The organism is Mesorhizobium sp. WSM1497 (assembly GCF_001672455.2).
Taxonomy (GTDB): Bacteria; Pseudomonadota; Alphaproteobacteria; order Rhizobiales; family Rhizobiaceae; genus Mesorhizobium; species Mesorhizobium ciceri.
Genome location: NZ_CP021071.1, coordinates 358868 through 382693, shown reverse-complemented (window position 1 = coordinate 382693; position 23826 = coordinate 358868). Strand labels below are relative to the sequence as shown.

The window sequence follows — 23826 nt, the reverse complement described above, 5'->3', positions numbered from 1 at the left end:
CATCAGAGCTGAGGTTCGGCTGACTTCCAACCAGGAGTCAGCCATGTATTACACCGACAAGAAATTGCAGTACCCGGTTCGTGTGGAAACGCCCAATCCAGTCTTTGCCCGTGCCTTGCAGCAGGCCATCGGCGGAGTAGAAGGCGAGATCCGCGTGGCCTTGCAGTATTTCTTCCAGGCATGGGGATGCCGCGGGCCGGCCAAATACCGCGACCTGTTGTTGAACACGGCGACCGAGGAGCTCGGCCATATCGAAATGCTGGCGACTGCGGTCGCCCTCAATCTTGAGGGTGCACCACTTTCGCTGCAGGAGGACATCTCGTCGGACACGGTCGGCGGCTCGGTCCTCAACGGGATGAACTTCCGCCATATCTTGTCGACCGGCCTGGCCGCACTGCCTGAAAACGCCAACGGCGTTCCCTTCAATGCTTCGCATGTCTATGCCAGCGGCAATCTTGCCGCGGATATGGTCGCAAACGTCACCGCGGAAGGAAGCGGCCGCGTGCTTGCGACCCGCCTGTACAACATGACCAGCGATCCCGGCATGAAGGACATGCTGTCCTTCCTTATTGCGCGCGACACCATGCACCAACAGCAGTGGCTCGCGGCAATCGAAGATATGGGCGGACTGAACGCGTCTCTGCCGGTCCCCAACTCCTTCCCGCAGGAAAAGGAGCATCAGGACGTATCCTATGCCTTCATCAATTGCTTCGTCGAAGGTGTCGAACCAGCGCAGGGACGTTGGAGCGAAGGACCGTCGATGGACGGCAAGGGCGAGTTCTCCCTGGTCGCCGGTTCGCCAATGGGCGAGGAGCCCATCCTGTCGCCGCCTCGGCCAAGTTCCGGCGCCCAGAGCGAGCAGATGATCGACAGGCGGGCAGCCGAATAGGCAAAGATAGCAATGCCGGAGGCAGCCGGCACTCGGCTGTCTCCTGCTAGCGGCTCCTGCGGAGTAGGGCGCACCCATTGGTGACTGGTGCGTGCCTGACGAAGCTCTCCATTTCCGCTTCGACATAAATGCTTCACCTAGGGAACATCGCCGGCTCCGCGAAGTTGGACAGCCACGGAGGACGTGCACATGAACAGTGTCATCTATCTTATCGGCGTTATCGTTGTCGTGCTGGCGGTCCTCTCCTTCCTCGGTCTTCACTAGGTGGCCCCATGCAGCATGAAAACGATCAGGGCGGACAGCCCACCGATTTCGACAAGGCGAAAAGCGACGTTTCCGAAAGGCTTCGCCAGGAAAATGAGCGTGCCAGCGAGTTGCTTCACGACGCGCGTGACACGGTCACCCGCAAGGCTGGCGACTATGCATCTGAAGCCAGGGAGGTCATCTCCGACAAGGCGCAGGAAGCGCAGCGCGACATCGGATCGACTCTGGCGGCGCTGGGCGGCGCACTGCGCGCGGCCAGTGATCACCTGGCCAACAACGATGAAAGGAACGCATCGAAGTTCGCATTGGATGCTGCCGGTGGCTTGGAGCGGCTTTCATCGTCATTGAAACAGAAGCCGTTCGGCCAGGTCCTGGAGGACGTGCAGTCCTTTGGCCGGCAAAATCCCGGTGTCCTGCTTGCCGGATCGGTATTGGCCGGATTGGCTCTCGGGCGGTTCATCAAGGCCTCGCCGCCGGCGGGTCCAGAATTTCAGGATGCGCCGGGAGACCTCAAATCCCACACCGATCAGGCACAGGGTTGGTCCGCTGATCGGTCGCAGGATTCTGGCGTCGTTGGCGATGATGGGGCCATGCAGAGCACGGAGCAGGACAGATGAACACCCAGGACAACCCAAGCCTTGCCGGGCTGATCACCGACTTGGCCCAGAATGTCACCACTTTGGTGCAAACCGAGGCTAGGCTGTTTCGGGCCGAGCTTTCTGAAAAGCTTGCCAAAGCCGGAGCAGGTGCCGCGGAAGTGCTGGGCGGCGCGATCTGCCTGCTCGCCGCGCTAATGGTGTTGCTGCAGGCACTCGTTATTGCACTGACGCGGGCAGGACTTGGCGCGGGGTGGTCTTCCCTGCTGGTCGGCGTGGTCGTGGCGGCCCTCGGCATTATCCTGCTGCGGACCGGGACGGCCAGCATGGCGCCTTCGGAACTTACCCCCGACCGCACCCAGGAACAGCTCAAGCGCGACGCGAGCGTGATCAAGGAACAAGTGAGATGACTGAGAAATCCGCAGCCGAACTTGAACGCGAGGCCGAGGCAGCCCGTGCGCGGGTGATGGAGACCGCCGAATCCATTCGAGGCAGGATGTCGCCGGGACAATTGCTGGATGAGTTCACCGGGCTGTTCTCGGGAGGGGAGAGTTCGGCCATGCTCGCCAACCTCAGAACGCAGGTCCGAGACAATCCTTTGCCGGTCACCATGGTGGGCGCGGGTCTGGCTTGGCTGATGTTCGGCAGTGGTATCGCAGACACCGCCCGCGGTTCGGCTGGCTACTCAATGCCCTCGGCGCCGGGACGACATGATGAACGGGAACGTGGAGGCCTGGGCAGCACGCTTTCCGATGCCGCCGCATCTCTGTCATCAGCTGCCACCAGCGTCGGCGATACCGTTTCCAGCGCGGCAAGCAGCGCCGCGGAGGGTTTGACGGGCAGCACGGCCACTGCAAGATCGGTGACCGGCGACATAGCGGCGAAAGCCGCCCGCTCCGCGCAAGATCTGTTGGAGAACCAGCCCTTGGCCATAGCGGCCGCGGGTCTCGCCATCGGCGCCGCCATAGGTGCAATGCTGCCCCACACCGCAACGGAGGATGAGCAGCTAGGCGCCTATGGCGACAAGCTTCGCGATACCGCCGAAACCATGCTCGACAGGGGTCTCGACGAGGCCAAGCAGGTCGCCGCCGAAGCCTATGGAACCATCAAGCAGGAAGCTGGCCGGCAACATATGGAAGCAGACACGATCGCCGATCAGCTCGGCGAGATCGTGAAGTCCACAGCAGACAAGACCGAGCATGCCGTGCGTGAACGGATATCCGATCCGTCTCAGCATCAAAGCTAGATGATCCTGGATCGGCGATAGTCGGTCTCTTCCACACAGGGTCGGCGTTGCCCGTCAAACGGTGAACCGCTCAATCATTTCAGAGCGTAGAGGTAGGCCGCGATATCGCGCGCCTGCTGCTCCGAAATTCGGGTCGATGGCATGGCCGTGCGCGGATTGATTTCCCTGGCAGATCGTATCCAGCGGATCAGGTTCTCTGGATTGTTGGCCAGCCCGCCGCCGATAAAGGTGCGGTCAGCAAGACTGGCGTCGAGGCGTGGACCGACCTGCCCTTGCGCGCCCGGCACGCCCGAAATCGTATGGCAGCCGGAACAACCATTCGCAGTCATGATCGGCATGGCGCGCGCAATGTCACCTCCCGTGGCCGCCTCCGCCTCGTGGCGGATGCGCGCCGCCTGATCGGACCACCAGGTCATTCCGGCCACGCCCGCAACGAGCAGCACCAGCGCGACGCTGGCGCCGGCAAGCAGCTTAGACAAGCTCGTAGGCATGCGCAGCCTCCCCCCTTCCGCTCGCCTTGATCCACAGCGCGGCCAGCAGCAGCGCTGCGCCGCCATAGATCAGTCCAGCGGGAACCCACATCACCAGCCCGGCAAGTTGCTGGTCTTCCAGGGGGCTCAAATTCCATAGTGCCGCACCCACCGCGTTCTGCGGGTACCAGAGCCGCGGCGAGAGCAGCAGGAGCACGCCAAGCAGGCCAGTGTGCAGCGAGGTGACGAAAAGATGCATCACTGCGGTCCCATAGGCATGCTGGCGGCCGGGACGCGGCAAGAGTACCCACCAGAACAGCAGCCCTGTTCCGAAGAAGCTCGCGTGCTGTGCATAGTGCATCACGCCGCGTTCGAGCGCGGCCTCGAACAACGCCGGAAGGTGCCAGATCCATATGGCCAGGCCGTGGGCAATGGTCGCGCTGAGCGGTCGAGTTACGAAAGACCAAACCGCATTCAGCCATCTGCCGTGCGCGGCCATTCCAAGAATGCGCCGGACCCCGGCGGGAAATCCCCACATCAAGGCCGCAGCCGGGCTGGCGGAGACCAGCAGCGGCGCCGCCACGGCCATCAGCAGTTCATGCTCGATCATATGCGCCGCAAAGATCTGCTCACCGAGTGCATGAATCGGGCTGACCAACGCGGCCGTCAACACGCCCCATCCGGCCGTGAACAGCAGAGCCTGGCGCAGCCGCAGAGTCCTGCCGCGGCTGCTGCGCCGCCAAAGCCGGCCAGCTCCAACGACATATATCAGGGCAAGCACCGCAAGTGGCAGGGTGATGGGCAGCGCGAGCGTCCACCCGGCCTCGGGTGCGCCGGCGCCGTAGCAGATGGAAGTAGAGAACAGCCCGTCCTGATTCATCGCAGGCACTCATCCAGGATCAGCGCCGCGCTGCCTTGCATGAGGATCACAAGCGCAAACAGCAACGCCGACAGCATGCCGAGATTGGCGACGAAGCGCTCTGTGGCGCGCGTACGCTCCGGCTTGAATGCGGCACCGCCTCGCCGCTTCGCCCGCCACGACAGCGCCCCGCCGAGCAGCGACAACAAGACGAGCAGCAGCGCCACGGGAAGCACGACCGGCACCTGGCGATTGCATTGCCAGGGCACCAGCGCATAGTTCAGCTGTGTCGAGACCGCCCACGCCAGCGGCCCTGACAGAAGACCACCCCAAGACGTTCCCAGGCGTAATGCACGCATCTCAGCCTAGCCTCGGCACCCAGTAGATGAGCAGATAGATCGGAATCCAGGTCAGGACCACGAAGTCCCAGTAGAAGACATTGTCGCCGACATCGCCGAAGCGACGGCCGCTATAGCCGTGGCGCGTGAACATCAGCACAGTCAGCACGATGGTGTCGCCGACATCGGTGATGAGATGGGTGGTGTGCAGCCCGAGCAGCACCCAGAGCATCGATCCATAGGCATTGGTGTCCCAATAGATGTTGAGGGCCGGGAATTCGAACCAGCGCACGACGAGCGGAGCGATGCCGAGCAGCGACATGACCATCAGCCCGATCCGCACCGGCACCATCGAACATTGCTTGGCATAGCGGTGGAGGATGTGGTTAGGCACAAGGCTGACGATGAACAAAATGGTGACGATCGTTCCGGGCCAATGGTTCGGGCGCGGTGCGCTGAGCGGCCAGTCTGGCCATGACTGCGCAAGGTAGAGATAAGCGCCGGCCGCCAGCGCGAAGCCCGTGCCTTCCAGCGCCATGAAACCCAGCGTGCCCCACCAGGTCGGGCTGCGCGGACCGTGCCCGAAGGTGGGCAGGCCAGAAAGATCGGCGGCGGCGCGCTGCTTCATTCCTCGTCCTCCGGATCGCCCTTGGGCCAGAACCATCCGATCAACGTGATGGCGATTGGCGCGGCGCCCCAGACGATCGCCCAGGGCGTGAAGATTGAAAAGAGAAACGTGCCGCCGACGGCCAGCGCCGCTAAAAGCGGCCAGATTGAAGGGGCGGCCGATTTCTCGCGAATGTCGGGTTGAGCTTCGGCCACGGTCGAGATGAGGAGTTCGCGCGCGTCGACGCGGAGCCCGGTCGCTACAGGGAGCGCCTCGCGCTCGGCCCAGAGCGGCTCGATATGAGTCACGATGGGAATGCGCGCGAAATTATAGCTCGGCGGCGGCGAGGATGTTGCCCACTCCAAGGTTCCTGCGTCCCACGGATTGTTGCCGGCCGAGGTGCCTTTCAACGCGCCATGCACAAGGTTGAAGGTGAACAGGACAAAGCTCAGGAAGAAGAGTAACGCCCCAGCCGAGATGAAAAGGTTGATGTTGCCCCAGCCAAGCTCGGCCGGATAGGTGTAGACACGTCGTGGCATGCCCCACAGGCCGACCAGATGCATCGGGAAAAAGGCTGCATTGAACCCGATGAAGGCCAGCCAGAAATGCCACCGCCCGAGGCGTTCGCTCATCATGCGGCCGGTGACCTTCGGGAACCAGAAATAAGCCGCGCCAAGCAGCGGGAACACCGAGCCGCCGATCAGCACGTAATGGAAATGGGCGACGACGAAATAGGTGTCGTGGACCTGAAGATCCAACGGCACTGAGGCGAGCATCACGCCCGTCAGCCCGCCGATGACGAAGATGAAGAAAAAGCCGAAGACGAACAGCAACGGAGTTCGGATCACCGGTCTGCCGTCCCATAATGTTGCCAGCCAGCAGAAGATCTGTACGCCGTTCGGGATGGCGATCATCATGCTGGATGCGGTGAAGAAGCTGGCGCCAAGCTTTGGCAGGCCGGTGGCGAACATGTGATGGACCCAAAGCCCGAACGAAAGGAAGCCGACCGCGATCAGCGACAGGACCAGCCCGAGATGACCGAATGTCGGTCGCCTGGCGAAAACAGGAATGATCGAGGACACCATGCCCGTCGCCGGCAGGAAGATGATGTAAACTTCCGGATGGCCGAAGAACCAGAAGAGGTGTTGGAACAGCAGAGCATCCCCACCTTCGGCCGGGTTGAAGATGTGCGTGCCAACCAGCCGGTCAAGGATCAGGAAAGTCGAGGTGATCATCACCGCCGGCATCGCGAAGACGACGACGAAGGAAGTGACCAGCATCGCCCAGACATAGAGCGGGATCTTGTCCAGCGACATGCCGGGGGCTCGCTGCTTGAAGACCGTGACGATGGTCGCCACCGCGACGGCCAGTGACGACACTTCGGTATAGGTGATCATCTGCGCCCAGACGTCAGCCCGCTTGCCCGGTGCGAATTCGGGGCCGGACAGCGGTACGTAGGCGAACCAGCCCACATCAGGGGCCATGTTGAGGGCGAAGGACACCCAGGCGAAAGCGCCGCCCGAGACGTAGACCCAATAGCTGAACGCGTTCAGGCGCGGAAACGCGATGTTGCGGGTGCCGACCATCAGCGGCACCAGGTAGATCCCGGTCGCCTGCACGATGGGCACGGCGAACAGAAACATCATCGTAACGCCATGCATGGTGAACAGCTGATTGTAGAGGTCGGGCCCGATCAGCCCGCGTTGCGGTCCAGAAAGCTGGATGCGCATGACGACAGCGTTGAGGCCGCCAAGACCAAGGAACACGAAAGCGGTGATCAAATAGCGTCGTGCGATCACCTTGTGATCGACGCTCGACAAGGCTCCGACGATGCCGGATGGCGTCCGCCAGGTGCGCTCGAGCCAGCGATGCAGGCCGGCATCATCCATGCCGGTGTCGCGCGGTCCGTCATGCTCGGGCGCGATGTCGCCTTTTGCAGATACCTTGCGCTCCGGCGGCAGGTCGCGTTGGCTTGTGAGATCCGCGCTGCTCATTTCAGACCCTCGAGATAGGCGACCACGGCATTGAGCTCATCGCCGCTGAGCTCCACCACCGGCATGTGGGAGCCGGGCTTGATGCCTTGCGGGTCGGCTATCCAGGCGGCGAGATTGCCGCGGCTCATCGTCAAGGTCCCGGCAGCGAGCGTCTGCCGGCTGGCTATGTGGGTGAGATCGGGAGCCACCGTTCCGCCGGCCGGCGTCCCCCCGATCCTGTGACACATCACGCAGGGGCGTTTGAGGAACAGGTCCGCACCGACCTTGGCTTCGCCGCTCGCCGGCGCGCCGGCCGGCTGCAACTGGTCGTTCAGCCAGGCATCGAATTTCGGGCGCGGCTCGGCGATGATCAAGGTGCCCATGTTGGCGTGCTGCGCACCGCAGAATTCAGCGCATTGACCACGGTAGACGCCTGGCTTGTCCGCCTTGATATCCAGGACGTTCATGTGGCCCGGGATAAGGTCGAGCTTGCCGGCCAGGCTTGGGATCCAGAAGGAATGGATCACATCGGTCGAGGTCAAAAGCAGCCGCACCGGCTCGCCGGCAGGGATATGAATCTCGTTTGCCGTCGTCAGGATGCGGCTCGGCGTAGCATCCTCGTAGCGCACCTCCCACCACCACTGGTGCCCGGTCACCCTGATTGTCAGCGCAGCCTCCGAGCCGATCGCAGCCAGCGTCCTGTTGGCGAAAAAGCTTAGCAGCGTCAGTCCTATCAGGATGATGGTGGTCACTCCGACGGCGGACACGACCACGCGCATCTTGCCGCGTTCGGCCGCTTCGTCGAGTAGGAGGGGTTCATCGCCGGAACGCGATCGCATGACCAGCGGTGCTGCGAGAGCGATCATCACCAGCGCCCAAACAACCGCGCAAAGCGCGGTAAAGAACCAGATGAGCCAGGCCAGCTCGCCGGCTGCGGGGCCCTTCGGGTCAAGCGCCGACTGCCAGCCTGCGCATCCCTGCAGAAACAGGACACAGAAGGCGAAGGCCATCGAGGCCGGGCGCTTCACGGTGATTTGCCCAGTGTCGCGGCATCCGGCAGGCGGTTTTCCGAGGGATGCACCATCATGTCGTCATTGCGTTGCGGCGCGGCGGAAGACGGCGCGTTGCCGCCCAGTGCGCGCACGAAGGCCGCCAGCTCCCATATCTGGTCGTCGGGTATCTTCTGGCCGAAGCTTGGCATCCCGTTGGGCCTGCCGTCGCGGATCGTGGCGTGGATGCTTTCCATCGAGCTGCCGTAGATCCACTTCTCGTCCATGAGCGCCGGACCCATGCCGCCACCGCCATTGGCATGGCAGCCCGAGCAGTTGAACCAGCCGAACAGGCGTTTGCCCTCGCTCATGTGGAAGGCGTTGGCCTCGAAGCTCGCCGCCTTGTTGTCGGTGGGGGAGGGTCGCTGTCCGCCCGGCTCCAACGTGGTCACAGGCGTCGGCTGCTCACCTGAGCCGAGCGCCGATTGCGGTCGCGTGTCGCGCTCCTCGCGCTGGCAGGCGACCAGGGCCAGTGTCAAGGGCAGCAACATCGCCAGAGCGCGCCTCATCGGGCCGGTCTCCCGGCCATGTCCAGACGCGGTACGCCGTATCGCGCCAGAACCGCGTCGATCTCGGCCTTGTGTCGGGCAAGCGCGCTATTCACATCGCCACGCAGCGCATCGTCCTCGCGTCGAACACCCATTGAGATGTCGTACATCAGCGGCAGTTGCGGTCCATCGATGCGAGGCGTGACCGGCGTGATCCGGAGCGGCACCTTTTGCCTCTGCGCGAAATAGCCGGCGAGCGGACCCCAGACCACGGCAAGGTCGATCTCGCCGTTCGCGACAGCTTCGACGATGCGCGCCGGCGGGTTGGGAGCAGAGTAGTCGCCATAGACGGGGTAGCCGATGAGGTGCCCGACAATGCCGCGGCGGCCAAGCGCCTGGACAGGCGGCGAGTTGGCGCCATCATCGCCGATGAGCTGAACACCGATGCGCAATTCTTGCAACCGCGGGTCGTTGAAGGACGTCACGTCCGGGCCGTCCTGGCGGGTCACGAAGACATAGGACGAACGGTAGTAGGGCGTGGTGGTGCGCAGCATTTCGAGATTGGCAGGCGTGCCGGGCACGAGATCGCAAAGGCCTGCCTTCAGCGTGTTGCGGATGAAGCCACGGCGCTGCGCCCACCAGGTATACGTCAGCTTGGCGCCAAGATCAGTGGCGACAATTTCCGCGATCCTGTTCTCGAACCCTTGACCGGCCGCATTGGAAAACGGCATGTTGTTCGGGTCGGCGCACACTCTCAATTCACGTGCGTTGGCAACAGCCGGAAAGAGCAACAAGGCGAGCCCGGCCATGCCGATCGCCACCCGTTGGAACGCCTTTCGCGCCGGACGTACGGTCAAGTTCAATCCATCAAGGCAGCCGGAACACATAAAGCGTGCCTCCCGCCGTGGTAGCGTTCTTCAGATCCTTCATCGCGTTGACGAAGCCAAGTGCCGCGGTGGCATCGCGTGGGTCTAAGTCGCCCGAAACGATGGCGCCGGCCCAGCCACCGACGCCTGACAGAATTGCGACATACTGGTGCCCATCGGGGCCGCGATAGGTTATTGGCTGGCCGATGATGCCGGACGATGTCTTGAACTGCCAAAGCAGATCGCCAGTCCTGGCGCTGACCGCCTTGAACCAGCCTTCCATGGTCCCGTAAAAGACGACATCGCCGGCAGTGACGACGGTGCCGCTCCATACCGGAAAGTTCTCCTTCAGGACCCAGGCCGGCTTGGCGGCGGAAACATCCCAGGCGGTAAAAGCACCACGATTGCCGCCCGGCCCGGGGATCATACGTACGTTCATGCCGACATAGGGCGTGCCTGCGATGTAGTTTACCTCGACGCCTTCTTCATCCATGCAGAGATTGTTGTGGGGGATATAGAGCAGGCCGGTCCTCGGCGAAAACGCCGATGGCTGCCAGTCCTTGAGGCCGGATGCCGTCGGACAAATGTCTCGGACCACCTTGCCGGTGCCGGTTCTCTTGTCAGGGTTTGCAATCAGGCGGCCGGTCTTCAGATCGACGCCTTTGCTGGAATTGACCGGGCCATAGGCTGTGGCCGATAGCACCTCTCCAGTGGTCCGATCGAGGATATAGAGGTAGCCGTTGCGTTCCGGTCGGACAAGGACCTTGCGCGGCTTGCCTTGCCAGGTCATGTCCAGAAGGATCTGCTCGTTGATGCCGTCATAGTCATGGAGGTCATGCGGGCTCCACTGATAGAACCACTTCGCCGCTCCGGTATCGGCGTCACGCGCGAAAATACCGGACGTCCATTTGTTGTCGCCTGGCCGCAAATCCGGATTCCACGGTCCTGGATTGCCTGTGCCGTGGAAGATCAAGTTCAAGTCCGGATCGTAGGAGATCCAGCCCCACATATTGCCGCCGCCGATCTTCCAGGCTTCCGGCGGCCATGTCGTCACGCCAAGGTCTGTGCCCTTGTCCATGTCGTAGTGGGGCTTGAAGTCCGGGCCAATCAGCACATCCTTGTCGGGTCCAGTGCCATAAGCCGTCCAGACAACATGCCCGTCTCCGGCATCCAGCGCCTTGACCCAGCCGCGGACGCCCATTTCGCCGCCGGAATTGCCGACCAGAACTTTGCCCTTCACCACCAGCGGCGCCATGGTGATGGTCTCGCCGATATTGATGTTGCCGATATGAGTGTTCCAGATCGGCTTGCCCGTATTGGCATCGAGCGCGATCGTGTGGCCGTCCAGCGTGTTGAAGAAGATGCGTCCGTCGGCGAAGGCCGCTCCGCGGTTGACGACATCGCAGCAGGCCACTCCTTGTGCCGCCGGCTCGGGGTTGGGCTCGTACTTCCACTTCATCGGCGCGCCGGGCCTGGAAAGGTCGAGCGCGTAGACGATGTTGGGAAAGGGCGTGACGATGTACATGTTGTTGCCGACGACCAGCGGCGCTGCTTCCTGGCCCTTGTTTACGCCGGTCGAGAAGGTGAAGGCGACCTGCAGGTTCTTGACGTTGCCTTCGTTGATCTCGCTGAGTTCGCTGAAGCGGGTCGACGCGTAGTTCTTGGCCGGCATTGTCCATTGCCCGTCATCGGGTGGCGCCGCGGCGGCGGGCGGCGCGATAGCCGCCGACGATACGGGCTCCGAGGCACCGCTCAGAAACAGGCCGCATGCCAGCAGCATCACCGAGAGTATGCCCGTGCGAAAGGAATTCTCGGTCGCCAATGCGCGGGCGCCTTGTCCTGCGTCAACGCGCGCTGGTGGCGGGTGCAGCATGCCTTTCATTTGTGGATCGAGCCTCCCACGCCGGCGCCGAGCTCCGCCGCGATGTCAGCCTCGGTGCCGGCACAAAGCGGATGGCCCCAGCCCGAGGCGCTTTTGCCGCCGGGATCGACATCGTAGACGATGGCGTCCTTGCGATTGGGATTGACCCCGGCGGGAACCTTGTCGAGGCCAAGCGCCGCGCGAACACGCCAGGCGACATTGTGATCGGCGCATGAGGAATCTCCTGAGACCCCGAGGCCTCCGACGATGCTCTTGCCGTCATAGAGGGCAAGCCCGCCGCCAAACACGACGACGCCTCCGATTGGCTTGCCGACGAGAGGATCGCTGGCACTTCCAAACGTTTTGGGATCGCCCGCATAGGCTGCGGCCTGGTTGACCGGGTTGGTCTCCTGCAAGCCGAAAAGCGGCCCGCCCGGCTGCGTCCCCGCGTAGAGATTGGCCGTCGATAGGGCCATTTGCGCCAGGCTGAGCCCATTGGCTGTATTGGCCTTCTCCGCCGCGACGAGGCGACTGCCTGGCCATTGCGAATCGGCGGTGGGACCGCTGAAAGCGATCGCGCACACCGCGCCGTCGCGAGCAACGACAGCGACCCATTCATTGGTCTCAAAGCCTCCGTTGGCAGGTCCGCCGCTTGCTTTCACATTGGCCTTGAGTGCGGCGAGCAGCTTGTCGTGGTCGGCCGGGCAGGGCGCCTGTGCCATGGCTTGGCCCTGTGGGAACAGGCCACTCGTCAACAACACCAGACCAAAGGCTGATAGCAAACGCCGACAGCGATACATTGTCCTGCCCATTCGTTCGAGCATCAAAGACCCCCGGAGCATTCTGGCAGCCTGGAAAATGCGAAAATGAGTCCGTGGTCCAATGCCGTCGCTATTTAACTTGGCCGATGCAGCTATGTTCCTGCTTTTGCAAAAAATTGCGCAGCCGCGTGCGCCGATGCAAGGTTGCCGTCTGTCCGTGTCGCCGGCGCAATATCCGCGGCCGAGATCGTGGCACCTACTGTCATCCGTGTATTGTGATGCAAACGACACCCGGGGAGAAGGAATGAACGTAGCCAAAACAGGCAGTTGACGGGCTGACTGATCCCTGCCCATTGTGCCGGCACCTATGAACGTTGCGCCAGCATTGCTAAGGCAACGTGTCGGCCCTTGGCAATGGGAGAAAACCTGCCTGTCATCGAGGAGTCAGGCACGCCCCTTTGCTTGGTCGAGGCTCGCCTACATCCAACCACACGCCGCCAACTGCGGCGGTGTCACGGACTGGCTGCGCGTGGCACACTTTCAGGCAAGGCCAGGATTCCCATCTGGAGTCACGGAATGCAGGAACTTCCCGTCAGCCTGGTTCACGTTTACGCCTTTGCCCGCAGCGTCAGCCGATGGAACATGATGCCGGTCGCCGCCGTTGGAAGAGCTTGGAGGCGGCCGCATGCACCTTGTCCAGATCCTGCGATCTCGGGCGAGACGATCGACTATGGCCCGACGCGCATTGGGGCGCCGATCAGCTTGTGTATTATCCTCGATGTCTTCGAGTCGGTCAGATCGATGGCGAGATCGAATTTTCGGCGGCGGAGCTCAGCGACCAAGCTTGAATATTCCTTCAAGCGCCTGGTTAGGCTTCTACCACCACCTCGAGGGTCGAATCCGATGGCTATGTCTGCGATACCCTGGCTGACCACCAAGTCTCGCAGGCCAGGAGCGCAAAGCATGGCCATGATGGCGTGTGGGTGGGCGACGCGCAGATTTCGCATAAGCGCCGAGGTCAGAATGACGTCCCCGATGTACTTTGCCTGGATAACCAGAATGGATTTGACAGCCAGCCGATCAGCCATCGAGATATTCAGCACGTCAAAACGATGGGGCAGGATGTTGGTCATTGGGCGCGCACACACGTCCAAGAGAGCTCATGTGCCGCTTGTGGTGATCGATGGATCGGCAGCCTTGGAACCTCCGACCCATGCACCTCTCGTTTGTTCCACAAACAAAAAGGCAATCCCACGCAGCGCTCGCTGCCTGGGAGGAGCGGAACCGGGGCCTGTCGGTCTGCGGATGCCGTGGTCATGGCGTCTGTCCCTGCCAAAGCGGCAATCCGCTTTCTCTGGCGAAGTCTCTATCTTCCGCGTAGATGGGCTCGCCTCTTCTCGCCACCCGCCGAAGCAAATCCGCATCTTCGTCGGCATGATATCGGAAGGCGTTTCGGCTATCGTATCCATGCCCGGCCTGAGACAGGGAAAACCCGCTGACCACAACCGGAGCGAAGCCGGCGAAACGCGCAAGCATGACAGCGAAAGCCCCCGTGGAGATGTTCCGGTGCCAGCCGCGGGATACGTGAAATTTGCCGCTAAGCCGCCAGACGATGTTGGCAAGCTGCCACCTGGTAAGCGCCTGCAAGGTCTCGTAACGATAATCGAAGGTGCGACAGCCGGCTTTCAGCTTGTCCTCCACGTCAGGCCAGATCGGGACGATCAGATGCTTTGCCTGCCGCCCTTTTAGCAAGTCACGCTTGTAGAAGTCCTGCTCACCTTGGCCAACCAGAATGCCGCGACGCATCAGCGCCATATCAGGAGCGGCGAGGCCAAAGGTTTCCGCCAAAATCTGGGAAGCGTTGACGGTTACAAGCGCCCAACCGGCATCATGTCCGTACGGGAGGCGAAAATTCGGCGCCGATCCCATGACCAAGGCGGGACCCGTGAGCCTAGGCAAGCGGAGGATGGGCTTTGAGAGCACGGGCAAGAGATCCGAAAGCGGAGGTTTCATGCGGGGATCTGAACCGCATTTTCCTCAAACGCACGCAGAATGCTTTCTTCTCGGCTCCACAATTCGTCCCATTGTGTGGCGCCCGACCAACCGGCAAACCAGGGACCGCCGAGCGTGTAGTGCGCCAGCGACACCTCGGCGGGGTCGAGTTCGGAAGCCGACGCCCCTACGAGGTAGTTCCATGCCAGAGGCAACTCCCCGATCTCATGATCCTCGAGCCATTTGAAGGCGTGGAGGTCACGTCCGGGCCACGTATTAAGCATTTCGTTCGTCAGTCGTTTGTTGGCGGGATGGTCTAGATTCCACAAAACGACCGACGACCAGTTCTTGCGCCGATAGAACGTCTGCGTTTGTCCGTCCATCTTGACGGCTTCAGACTCGCGTTGCCGGTGCTTAACCGCCATGATCGCGTAGGAAGGATCGACCAGGTCGAGCAGCTTGACGGGATCCTGCAGAAAAAGAACGTCACAATCGCAGAACATGGCCCAGCCGCCTTGCCGCATAAACGGAACGGCAAAGCGCGATATGGCAAACTCGGTCGCCATCGGTGCCTCGGAGATCGGGCACCAGAGCCTACCGTCACGTACCTCCATCGGTCGCTTCATGATTCCTTGGGCTTCAAGGTCTTTGAGCACCAGTGGGTGGATCTGCAACGGCGTGCTTGTCCGGCGGAAGGCGCTCCATCGCGCCACCTCGAGGACTCGGGCTTCGCGTGGGTCGTACCCGATGTAGATTGGCATCATAGTGTAACTCTGCAGTTGGAAGTGAGTTTGCCCGCATTATGCAAGGTTGCGCGGCTGGCGGTAGACCCCAGGTAAATGGATCAACCCGCCGCGATGGCGATCGTGCAAGGCCAGAGCGCCACAGTCGGGATATTGTTGCAGTCAGGCCGGAGTCAAGCAACCGTGAGCGACGGTATTTCGTTTGGCTCGACGGAACATTAGCCGGGCCGGCGGCCCAAATAAAGCGAACAGATGTTATCGCGCTCGCTAGCTCCTTTTCCGTGAATGGCTTGCTGAGAATTTTGATGTCGCGAGTCCCCGGGAGTTCGGCGTAGCCCGTTGCTATAATGACGGGTACGTTCGGCCACTGGCCTTTGATCGTATTCGATAGCTGCAGGCCCGTCATCTTCGGCATAGCATGATCCGTTATGACGAGGTCGAACGGCTGCTCCTCCAGCAACCTGAGGGCTGCCGCTGCAGAATGCGCCTCCGCGACAGTATGGCCGAGATCCTCGAGCATTGCCGCGGTATTCAAAGGACCAGCGCATCGTCATCCACTGCCAGAATCCGCAGCGACGCCGTCTCAATGGCTTCCTCGGCAAGAACATCCGGCCCGCGCGCGACTTCCGAGCTCGCGGTTGCGATCGGCAGCCATAGTTCCGCTGTGGTTCCGGTTCCCCTGGAGCTCTTGAGCACTAGGCACCCGCCCATTTGCTCTGTCATCCCATGGACCATAGACAGACCGAGACCCGTGCCTTTGCCTACGCCTTTTGTGGTGAAGAACGGTTCTGTCGCCCGAGCTAGTGTTTCTTCGTCCATTCCTTCGCCAGCGTCTGCTACCGAGAGGCAGACGTAGGGGCCCGGGGCCAAGCCAGCCTCTTTGCTTTCGCCGACCTGTTCCATCCGAGTGGAGATGACGATCGTTCCGCCGCCAGGCATCGCGTCCCTGGCATTGACGCACAGATTGAGCAATGCGAGTTCGATCTGACTTTCATCGATCATTACATGATCGAGCGAGAGCGGAAATTTCGTTTCTATGATCGCCCTTGAGCCAAGCGACCGCTCCAGCAATTCTCTCATTCCCTGGATTAGGCCAATTAGGTCGACAGGCTTTGGATCGAGTTGCTGCCGCCAGGCAAAGGCCAGCATGCGCTGCGTCAAGGACGCTCCCCGTCGCGCGCCGAGCACCGCGTTGTCGAGAAGACGCAGCAATTGTGGATCGTCGGGAAGCCGTTTGCGGAGCAGCTCAAGACTACCCAGAATCGCCATCAGCAAATTGTTGAAATCGTGGGCGACGCCGCCCGTTAGCTTGCCGACCGCATCCATTTTTTGGGAGTGGAAAAGGGCCTCACGGGCCTGATCCAAGGACTCCTGCGCCTTCTTCCGCTCCGTAATGTCGCGTGTGATCTTCGCGAACCCCAGGAGTTCGCCATCCTCGTGCCGAATGGCGTCGATGACCACGTGGGACCAGAACGCAGTGCCGTCTTTGCGTATACGCCAGCCTTCGCGCTCAACTCGCCCTTCACGGGCGGCGATTTCCAGGGCACTTTGCGGACTGCCTCGCTCGCGATCCTCGGGCGTGTAGAATTGCGAAAAGTGCCTGCCGATTATTTCATCTGCCGAATAACCCTTGATGCGTTCCGCACCCGCATAATGCGCTGACCCTTGGCGTTGAACAGATGCAACTGGGTGAGGTTCGGCGCCAGGAAAACCTTCTGGCCCGGCATCACGGAAATCCGCTCGCGCAGCAACGCGCTCAGCGTGTTGTTGCCGGCTTTGGCGATGACAAGGGTTTCCGCGCCGGTCGGCTCGACCACTTCGACCACCGCCGGCACGCCGCTGTCTGAGAGCTTGAGATGTTCGGGCCGGATGCCCCAGGCAAGCGCACTTTCGCCCTGTCCCAACGCAGGCAGCGGAAATACCGTGCCGTCGCTGGCGACAAAACCGTCCGTAGTGGTGCGGCCGTCCAGGATGTTCATCGACGGCGAGCCGATGAACTGGGCAACGAACAGATTGGCCGGCCGGTCGTAGAGATCGAGCGGGGCGCCGACCTGTTCGACGATGCCGCCATTCATGACGACGATCTTGTCGGCCATGGTCATGGCTTCGACCTGGTCGTGGGTGACGTAGACGATGGTGGTTCCCAGGCGCTGGTGCAGCGCCTTGATTTCGGTGCGCATCTGCACACGCAGCTTGGCGTCGAGGTTGGAGAGTGGCTCGTCGAACAGAAAGACCTTCGGGTCGCGCACGATAGCGCGGCCCATGGCGACACGCTGGCGCTGCCCGCCGGAAAGCTGGCGCGGATAACGATCCAGCAAGTCCTGCAGTCCGAGGATCGTCGCGGCACGCGCAATCTTGGCGTCGATCTCGCTTTTATCGATCTTCTTCAGCGTCAGTGCGAAGGCCATGTTCTCACGCACCGTCATGTGCGGGTAGAGCGCATAGTTCTGGAAGACCATGGCGATATCGCGCGATTTCGGCGCGACATCGTTGATAACCTTGCCTTCGAGCGCGATCTCGCCGGCGCTGATGTCTTCCAGGCCGGCGATCATCCTGAGCAAGGTCGACTTGCCGCAACCGGACGGGCCAACCAGGATGACGAATTCGCCCGACGCGATGTCGACGGACACGCCGTGGATGACCTTCGCCTTGCTGTAGGCCTTATCGACACCTGATATGGTGAGCGCACTCATTGGTATTTTCCTTAGAAAGAGACCTTGTCGCCGCCCTTGAGCTGCAAGATCTGCCGTGCCTCGTCAGGGGTGGCGACCGAAGCGCCAAGCCCTTCGATGATCTGGCGTACCTTGCGCACCTGCTCGGCATTGGATTTCGCCAGTTGGCCCTTGCCGATCCAGAGCGAGTCCTCCAGCCCGACGCGCACATTGCCGCCGAGCGCAATGGCCTGGGTGGCGATCGGCAGCTGGCTGCGGCCGGCGCCCAGCACCGACCAGTGGTAGTCCTGTCCAAACAGCCGGTCGGCGGTGCGCCTCATATGCGCGACATCTTCCGGATGGGTGCCGATGCCGCCCAATATGCCGAACACGCTCTGGACGAAGAACGGCGCCTTGACCAGGCCGCGCTCAACGAAATGGGCGAGCGTGTAGAGGTGGCCGATGTCGTAGCACTCGATCTCGAAACGCGTGCCGTTTTGCGCGCAGGTGCGCAATATGTGCTCGATGTCGCCAAAGGTGTTGCGGAAGATGCGATCGCGCGAGCCTTCGAGATAGGGGCGTTCCCAGTCATGCTCGAAGGTCTTGAAGCGCTCCAGCATCGGATAGAGACCGAAATTCATCGAGCCCATGTTGAGCGAGGCGACTTCCGGCGCGAAGGTTGCCGCCGGCTTGACGCGCTCCTCGACGCTCATCGTCGCGGCACCGCCCGTGGTGATGTTGATCACGCAGTCCGAGCGTTGCTTGATCACCTTCAGGAAGGGCGCGAAGGCCTCGGTCGATTGGTCGGGCCGGCCATCGGCGGGGTTGCGCGCATGCAGGTGGACGATGGCAGCGCCGGCCTCGGCCGCGCCGATCGCGGCATCGGCAATCTCTTGGGCGCTCACCGGCAGATGCGGCGACATGGACGGCGTGTGGATCGAGCCGGTAACCGCGCAGGTGATGATGATCTTGTTCTGGTTCGCCACTTGAAGATTTCCTCGTTGACCGCAGTCTATTTCACCGCGCCTTGGGTGATGCCGGAGATGAACTGCTTCGACAGCACGATGTAGAGCAGGGTGATCGGCAGCGCTGCCAGTGTCAGTCCGGTGAACAGCACGCCCCAGTCGGTGGTGAACTCGCCGACGAAGACGGTGAGGCCCTGCGGCAGCGTCTTGAGATTGTCCGAGGTGATCAGCACCAGCGGGAAGAAGAAGTCGTTCCAGATCGGAACGGCGTTCTGGATGGCGACGATGACCAGCGCCGGCCGCGCCAGCGGCAGCATGATCGAGCGCATGATGCGAAATTCGCTGGCGCCGTCCATGCGTGCGGACTCTTCCAGTTCGCGCGGCAAGGTTCGGAGGAAGCCGGTCATGATGAACACCGCTGAGGGAATGCCCATGGCGACATAGACCAGCACCAGGCCGGCATAGCTGTCGACCAGCCCAAGCGAATCCAGCTGGATGAACAGCGGAATGATCGCCAGTTTGAGCGGCACCGTCATGCCGCTGAGGAAAAACATCAGCACCAACGCGCTCAGCCTGAACTGGTAGCGGGCAATCGCATAGGCGGCCATGGTGCTGAACAGAAGGATGAGCGCCACCGCGGCCATGGTGATGCCGACGGAGTTGGCGAGGTAGCGCACGAAGTTGGTTTCGCTCCACACCCGCTCGGCATTGGCCAGCGAAAAGTGCGCCGGCAGGGCGAAGGGCGAGGAGAAGATCTCGGCGTTGGTCTTGAAGGACGACATCACCATGACGAACAGCGGATAGATCATGATGACGGCGTTGATCGCCAGCATCAGCTGGATGGCGCCATTCTTCAGCAACTCGGCGGGTTGCCCGGTGCGGGCTGTCGCGCTCACAGCTCGATCTCGCGACGGCGCAGGTAGCGAAGCGCGATTGCAGTGACGCCTGCAACGATGATGAACATCATCACGGCCAGCGCGCTGCCCTGGCCGAAATCCTGGATGCCGGTCGTCGTCGAGCCGAAGGCGGTGCGGTAGAAATAGAGGCCGAGCACGTCGGTGGCGCCGCCGGGCGAACCGGTGAGGCCGGCCATGACGTAGGGGATTTCGAACCAGTTGAAGCTGCCGATGAAGGTCAGGATGGTGACGATGGTGACGCTCGGCGCAATCAGCGGCCAGATAATCCTGGTCATCAGCACATAGTCGCCGGCGCCGTCGAGACGGGCGGCCTCGATCACTTCCTTGCTGACGCGCTGCATGCCGGCCAGCAGCACCAGGGTGGGGAAGCCGAGCCAGTGCCAGACGTTGGCGAACAGGACGCTGCCGAGTGCGGTGTGTTCGTTGCCGAGCCACGGGATGGCGCCGATGCCGACCAGCGCCAGCGTCTGGTTCACCAGACCGAACAGCGGGTGCAGGAACAGTTTCCACAGGAAGCCGACGATGACCGCCGACAGCACGACGGGAAGAAAGACGATGACCTGATGGATGCGGTGGCCGGGCAGCGCCTTCAGCAAGGCATAGGCGAGCAGGAAGGCGGTGCCGTTCTCGAACACCATCAGCGCCACGAAGGCAATGATGTTGTGCTTCAACGCGTTGAAGGTCCAGTCGCTATAGGGCTGTTCAAACAACACCTTGCGGAAATTTTCAAAGCCGATGAATCCGGTCGGCTGCAAGCCGTTGAACTCATAGAAGGCAAGGCGGAAGGCTGAGAGCAGCGGCCAGAGCACGAACAGCACCATGACCACCAGGGCCGGTGTCAGCAGGGACGCGATCCAGAGTGATCGGCGCCACGGAAAGGCTTTTGTGGTGTGGCGCCGGCCGATGTTCATGTCACTTGCCCTGGAAAGGCTTGTACCATTTGGCGAGGCCGCTGGTCAGGTCGGCGGCCAGCTGGTCCGGGGTGATCGAACCCGACATCATCTTGGTGATGTCGCCCTGCAGCAGCTCCGATCCCGTCGGCTTCTCGAAACGGAAGTAGACGACATTGATATGCGGCATGGCGGTTTCGTTCAACTTGGCGACATGGGCGAGAAGCTCGTCCTTGATGACGACGCCCTTGATCGGCGAGATGTTGCCGAGCAGAGCGGAGAACTTGTCACCGAACTCCTTGGTGCCCATCCAGTTGACCAGCTTGAGCGCCGCCTCCTTGTTGGCCGACTTGGCGTTGACGGCATAGCCGCCGTCGAAGAACTTGGTCACTTGCGGCTTATCACCGGCCTTGGCCATTGGCGGGGCGACGAAGTCCATGTTGATGGCCGGGTTCTGCGTCCGGTAGCTGGCGATATCAAAGCTGCCGCCGGCCAGCATCGCCGCCTTGCCGCTGATGAACAGCTGGCCGGCGGTGTCGTAGTCGATGCCTTCGAAACCGGGCGGCATGTAGTCGCGCAGTTCGAGCAGCTTGCCGAGTGCGGCGACATAGCGCGGGTCCTTGAAGGTGGTCTTGCCCGACGTCAGGTCGCTGACAAAATCCTGGCCAAGGAACGGGTTGGTGAAGATGGCGACGAACATCTCGTTGAACCAGCTTGTGCCCATGCCGTTGGCGAGGGGATAAATACCCTTGTCCTTCAGCGCCTTGCTGACGGTTATGAACTCATCCCATGTGGTCGGCGGGGTCAACCCGGTCTTGGCGAAGACGTCCTTGTTGATGAACAGGCCGAGCGTCTGCGAGGCGAAGGGCAGGGAATAAACCTTCTTATCGGCGCGGTAGGTGCCGGCCACCAGCGCATCGGCGGGCTGGTTAGCGAGTGAAGGCACCGTGGTCAGATCCTGCGGCTCGAAATAGCCGGCCTTCACGAACTGCTCGAGCCAGCCATAGGCGTGGGTGTGGATGACGTCGCCACCCTTGCCGGCGGCCAGGGCCGTCGAGACGATGGTCGGATAGTTCTCGTCCGGGAAGGACTCGAACTTCACATGGATGTCCGGGTTGGCCTTGGTGAAATCGGCGAAAAGTTCGTTGTAGGCGGCCTTGTCTTCCTGGCGCCAGGTCCAGAACGAGATGTCGGTGGCATGCGCCACGCTGGCTGCCAATCCCCATGCGAAAGACGCGGCCGCGAGGGCCAGCCCAATCCTTCTCCTGCTCATGTTGCAATCTCCCAATCGCGCTTGATGCGCTTTTTACGACGATTATCAAATCATAGTTCTTGCCGTCTGGAAAGATAGTTTGTAAAGTTTCCTAACTAACCTGGACGCGGCAGCCCGCTTCGTCCGGCGTGCGCGCGGTGGCTCTCGGTGACCCAGAAAATCATTGCAGGCGTGGATATAGGCGGCACCAAGACACGCATCATGGCGTGCCAGGGCGAGCGCATGATCGCCGACGAGGTGCTGGTGACGGAGAGCTGGCGCATTCGCCAGATGGAGACCGATGCGACGACACTGGCCGGCATCGTCGCCAATCTGTGCGGCGGCGTCGCGCCCGCTGCGCTGGCCGTTGGCGCGCATGGCTGCGACACGGGTGAACAATGCCTTCGCTTCCAGGCGCTGTTGGCAAGCAGGACCGGTGGTGCGGTGCAGGTGGTCAACGATGCCGAGCTGATGGTTCCTGCCGCTGGCTATATCGACGGCATCGGCGTCGTCTCCGGCACAGGCTCGATCGCGGTGGCACGCACGGCCGATGGCAAGATGCTGGCAGCCGGTGGCTGGGGCTGGATCCTTGGCGACGAGGGCAGCGCGCCGGCATTGGTGCGCGAGGCGGCGAAAGCAATCCGGCACAGCCTCGACCGGGGCCAGGATGGTGACCCGCTGATTGCCGGGCTGATGCGCGAACTGGGTACAGACGACCAGACCAAGCTTGGCATCCTGCTCAACGAAACGCGTGGTGCCGCGGTCTGGGGCCGCTATGCCAATGCCGTATTCGACGCGGCGATCGCCGGCTCGGCTCTGGCTATCCGTATTATCAGCGAAGGCGGGGCAGGGTTGGCCGCATTGGTCGAACTCTTGATCGAACGCGGCGCCAATCCCGCCCTTGTCGTGGCTGGCGGCGGGGTCATCTCGGAGCAGCCGATGTTGATGACGGCATTCGTCGAGGCCATGGCAAAGGTCTCGCCGTCGAGCCAGGTGCTGCTGCTGCGCGAGCCGCCGGTGCTGGGTGCGGTCGCCTTGGCGAGACGACTGCTGGTCGGTCAGGGCCAATCTTCGGGAATTGGAGCGGTTTGAATGATGAAGCGTATCGGCTATCGCCCGGCGGTGGCGCGCCAGACGGAAAGTCTCGAAATCGGCCGGCGTTCGGTGGCCTCGTCGCTTGACGACCTCGATCTTGGCGCTTTTGCCGGCAAGACGATCGGGCTTGCCGGCATCGGCGCCAGCTATCAGGCGGCGCTGGCCGGTGCGCTTTATCTGCGCGCCTCCGGTATCAAGGCTTTTGCCTATACGCCGACCGATCTCTATGGCCGGACGGATGCAGCCGCCGATGCGTTCATCGCGCTGTCGGCCTCCGGGCAGAGCCGCGAAATCTACGACGTCATGCGCGAGGCGTCGGGCGCGCCGTGCCTGGCGGTCTGCCGTGGCAGCGGCAATCCGCTGGCTGATCTGACTGGTGCTGTGCTTGCCACGGATTCTGGCGCCGACAATGGCGCAAGCTCCACCGGCTATACCGGGACCTTGCTGGCGCTCGGCATGCTGATCGACAGGCTCGCCGGCAACAGATTCGACTGGACGACTTTGTCACCTGCAGCCGCCACCGTCCTTTCCGGTGCGCAAAGCGCTGCCGGGCAGGCGGCCCGGCTGCTGCAGGGCAGAACATCCATCGACATCGTCGGCGCCGGTGTCGGCTTCGCCAATGCCGGCGAGGCGGCGATGCTGATACGCGAGGCGGTGCGGGTGCCGGCATCGGGATGGGACACGCTGAACTATCTGCACGGGCCGATGGAATCGCAGGATGCGGCGACCGGACTGATCGCCATCGGCGACGGTCGCGAGGTGAAGATCGCGCAGGATCTTGCGGCGCTGGGCTGCCCCTCGGCGCTGGTGACGCGGCGCAGCGATGTCGCTCCAGCCGACAGGCTGGTGGTGATCTCGATTCCCGCGCTCGGCAACGCCATCGCTGATGCCATACTGGAGATCATCGCCATCCAGCTCATTGTAGGCGACATGCAGGACGCGGCCGGCCTCACCGACATCGTGTTCCGCTACCGCCAGACCGATACCAAGCTGAAGCCGTGGTCGCCGACCGAAGTCTGACGTCCTTGTCCGGACATCGCGGAAATTGCCAAAC

Annotated in this window: 24 protein-coding genes and 1 pseudogene; 6 read left to right on the top strand and 19 right to left on the bottom strand. The window is 62.2% G+C overall.

Annotated elements, in window-relative coordinates; genetic code table 11:
* The first annotated feature begins 43 nt into the window (after nucleotides 1-43).
* The 4 genes from A9K65_RS34245 to A9K65_RS34230 all read left to right on the top strand — a co-directional run bounded on the left by A9K65_RS34245 (nucleotide 44) and on the right by A9K65_RS34230 (nucleotide 2995).
* Complete coding sequence (locus tag A9K65_RS34245) at nucleotides 44-889, top strand: manganese catalase family protein (protein ID WP_063170783.1); 846 nt, start codon at nucleotides 44-46, stop codon at nucleotides 887-889.
* A 272-nt stretch (nucleotides 890-1161) separates the two neighbouring features.
* Complete coding sequence (locus A9K65_RS34240; RefSeq protein WP_027161877.1) at nucleotides 1162-1770, top strand: DUF1206 domain-containing protein; 609 nt, start codon at nucleotides 1162-1164, stop codon at nucleotides 1768-1770.
* Entirely contained in the window at nucleotides 1767-2159 is a 393-nt protein-coding gene (locus A9K65_RS34235; protein ID WP_013525134.1) for a phage holin family protein, read from the top strand. The genes A9K65_RS34240 and A9K65_RS34235 overlap by 4 nt, the downstream gene beginning before the upstream one ends.
* Nucleotides 2160-2215: 56 nt before the next feature.
* Complete coding sequence (locus A9K65_RS34230; protein WP_245322221.1) at nucleotides 2216-2995, top strand: hypothetical protein; 780 nt, start codon at nucleotides 2216-2218, stop codon at nucleotides 2993-2995.
* A 74-nt stretch (nucleotides 2996-3069) separates the two neighbouring features.
* Here the strand turns inward: A9K65_RS34230 and A9K65_RS34225 are convergent, their stop codons facing one another.
* The 19 genes and pseudogenes from A9K65_RS34225 to A9K65_RS34130 form a co-directional block, all read right to left on the bottom strand.
* Nucleotides 3070-3486, bottom strand: a complete 417-nt coding sequence (locus A9K65_RS34225) for a c-type cytochrome (protein ID WP_063170780.1) — start codon at nucleotides 3484-3486, stop codon at nucleotides 3070-3072.
* Nucleotides 3467-4345 (bottom strand): cytochrome c oxidase assembly protein, encoded by an 879-nt coding sequence (locus A9K65_RS34220; RefSeq protein WP_064993583.1) that lies wholly within the window; start codon nucleotides 4343-4345, stop codon nucleotides 3467-3469. The genes A9K65_RS34225 and A9K65_RS34220 overlap by 20 nt, the downstream gene beginning before the upstream one ends.
* Nucleotides 4342-4683 (bottom strand): hypothetical protein, encoded by a 342-nt coding sequence (locus A9K65_RS34215; RefSeq protein ID WP_013525138.1) that lies wholly within the window; start codon nucleotides 4681-4683, stop codon nucleotides 4342-4344. Before A9K65_RS34215 ends, A9K65_RS34220 begins: the two co-directional genes overlap by 4 nt.
* 1 nt (nucleotide 4684) lies before the next feature.
* On the bottom strand, nucleotides 4685-5290 hold the full coding sequence (locus A9K65_RS34210) for a cytochrome c oxidase subunit 3 (RefSeq protein WP_013525139.1): 606 nt from the start codon (nucleotides 5288-5290) through the stop codon (nucleotides 4685-4687).
* On the bottom strand, nucleotides 5287-7263 hold the full coding sequence (ctaD, locus tag A9K65_RS34205; RefSeq protein ID WP_084015746.1) for a cytochrome c oxidase subunit I: 1977 nt from the start codon (nucleotides 7261-7263) through the stop codon (nucleotides 5287-5289). The genes A9K65_RS34210 and ctaD overlap by 4 nt, the downstream gene beginning before the upstream one ends.
* Nucleotides 7260-8270 carry a cytochrome c oxidase subunit II gene (gene coxB / locus A9K65_RS34200; RefSeq protein WP_244514437.1) on the bottom strand — a complete coding sequence of 337 codons (1011 nt, stop codon included), beginning with the start codon at nucleotides 8268-8270 and terminating at the stop codon, nucleotides 7260-7262. The genes ctaD and coxB overlap by 4 nt, the downstream gene beginning before the upstream one ends.
* Entirely contained in the window at nucleotides 8267-8800 is a 534-nt protein-coding gene (locus A9K65_RS34195) for a c-type cytochrome (RefSeq protein ID WP_013525142.1), read from the bottom strand. The genes coxB and A9K65_RS34195 overlap by 4 nt, the downstream gene beginning before the upstream one ends.
* Nucleotides 8797-9588 carry a substrate-binding domain-containing protein gene (locus tag A9K65_RS34190; RefSeq protein ID WP_244514477.1) on the bottom strand — a complete coding sequence of 264 codons (792 nt, stop codon included), beginning with the start codon at nucleotides 9586-9588 and terminating at the stop codon, nucleotides 8797-8799. The genes A9K65_RS34195 and A9K65_RS34190 overlap by 4 nt, the downstream gene beginning before the upstream one ends.
* Before the next feature lie 58 nt (nucleotides 9589-9646).
* Entirely contained in the window at nucleotides 9647-11527 is a 1881-nt protein-coding gene (locus A9K65_RS34185) for a methanol/ethanol family PQQ-dependent dehydrogenase (protein WP_064993582.1), read from the bottom strand.
* Nucleotides 11524-12228, bottom strand: coding sequence for a heme-binding protein (locus tag A9K65_RS34180; RefSeq protein ID WP_084015744.1), 705 nt, complete (start codon nucleotides 12226-12228; stop codon nucleotides 11524-11526). Before A9K65_RS34180 ends, A9K65_RS34185 begins: the two co-directional genes overlap by 4 nt.
* 767 nt (nucleotides 12229-12995) lie before the next feature.
* Nucleotides 12996-13400, bottom strand: a complete 405-nt coding sequence (locus tag A9K65_RS34170; RefSeq protein WP_064993580.1) for a hypothetical protein — start codon at nucleotides 13398-13400, stop codon at nucleotides 12996-12998.
* Between the two features lie 181 nt (nucleotides 13401-13581).
* Nucleotides 13582-14196 (bottom strand): hypothetical protein, encoded by a 615-nt coding sequence (locus tag A9K65_RS34165; RefSeq protein WP_245322252.1) that lies wholly within the window; start codon nucleotides 14194-14196, stop codon nucleotides 13582-13584.
* An 80-nt stretch (nucleotides 14197-14276) separates the two neighbouring features.
* The gene (locus A9K65_RS34160) at nucleotides 14277-15023 is read right to left on the bottom strand and encodes a hypothetical protein (RefSeq protein ID WP_013525202.1); all 747 of its coding nucleotides are present in this window, start codon (nucleotides 15021-15023) and stop codon (nucleotides 14277-14279) included.
* Nucleotides 15024-15249: 226 nt separating this feature from the next.
* Nucleotides 15250-16649: pseudogene (locus A9K65_RS34155) on the bottom strand (response regulator); the annotation flags it as partial.
* Nucleotides 16610-17695: a sn-glycerol-3-phosphate ABC transporter ATP-binding protein UgpC gene (gene ugpC / locus A9K65_RS34150; protein ID WP_064994971.1), complete on the bottom strand. Its 1086-nt coding sequence runs from the start codon at nucleotides 17693-17695 to the stop codon at nucleotides 16610-16612. The gene ugpC and the pseudogene A9K65_RS34155, both read right to left, overlap by 40 nt.
* Before the next feature lie 11 nt (nucleotides 17696-17706).
* Nucleotides 17707-18639 carry a 3-keto-5-aminohexanoate cleavage protein gene (locus A9K65_RS34145; RefSeq protein WP_064994970.1) on the bottom strand — a complete coding sequence of 311 codons (933 nt, stop codon included), beginning with the start codon at nucleotides 18637-18639 and terminating at the stop codon, nucleotides 17707-17709.
* 26 nt (nucleotides 18640-18665) lie between these two features.
* Nucleotides 18666-19514: a carbohydrate ABC transporter permease gene (locus A9K65_RS34140; protein WP_064994969.1), complete on the bottom strand. Its 849-nt coding sequence runs from the start codon at nucleotides 19512-19514 to the stop codon at nucleotides 18666-18668.
* Complete coding sequence (locus tag A9K65_RS34135) at nucleotides 19511-20446, bottom strand: sugar ABC transporter permease (protein WP_064994968.1); 936 nt, start codon at nucleotides 20444-20446, stop codon at nucleotides 19511-19513. The genes A9K65_RS34140 and A9K65_RS34135 overlap by 4 nt, the downstream gene beginning before the upstream one ends.
* Before the next feature lies 1 nt (nucleotide 20447).
* Nucleotides 20448-21698, bottom strand: coding sequence for an extracellular solute-binding protein (locus tag A9K65_RS34130; protein ID WP_064994967.1), 1251 nt, complete (start codon nucleotides 21696-21698; stop codon nucleotides 20448-20450).
* Between the two features lie 147 nt (nucleotides 21699-21845).
* Between A9K65_RS34130 and A9K65_RS34125 the strand changes: the two genes are divergently transcribed.
* Both A9K65_RS34125 and A9K65_RS34120 read left to right on the top strand, forming a co-directional pair.
* Entirely contained in the window at nucleotides 21846-22769 is a 924-nt protein-coding gene (locus tag A9K65_RS34125; RefSeq protein WP_084016120.1) for a BadF/BadG/BcrA/BcrD ATPase family protein, read from the top strand.
* Complete coding sequence (locus tag A9K65_RS34120; RefSeq protein ID WP_064994966.1) at nucleotides 22770-23792, top strand: SIS domain-containing protein; 1023 nt, start codon at nucleotides 22770-22772, stop codon at nucleotides 23790-23792.
* Nucleotides 23793-23826 lie beyond the last annotated feature (34 nt).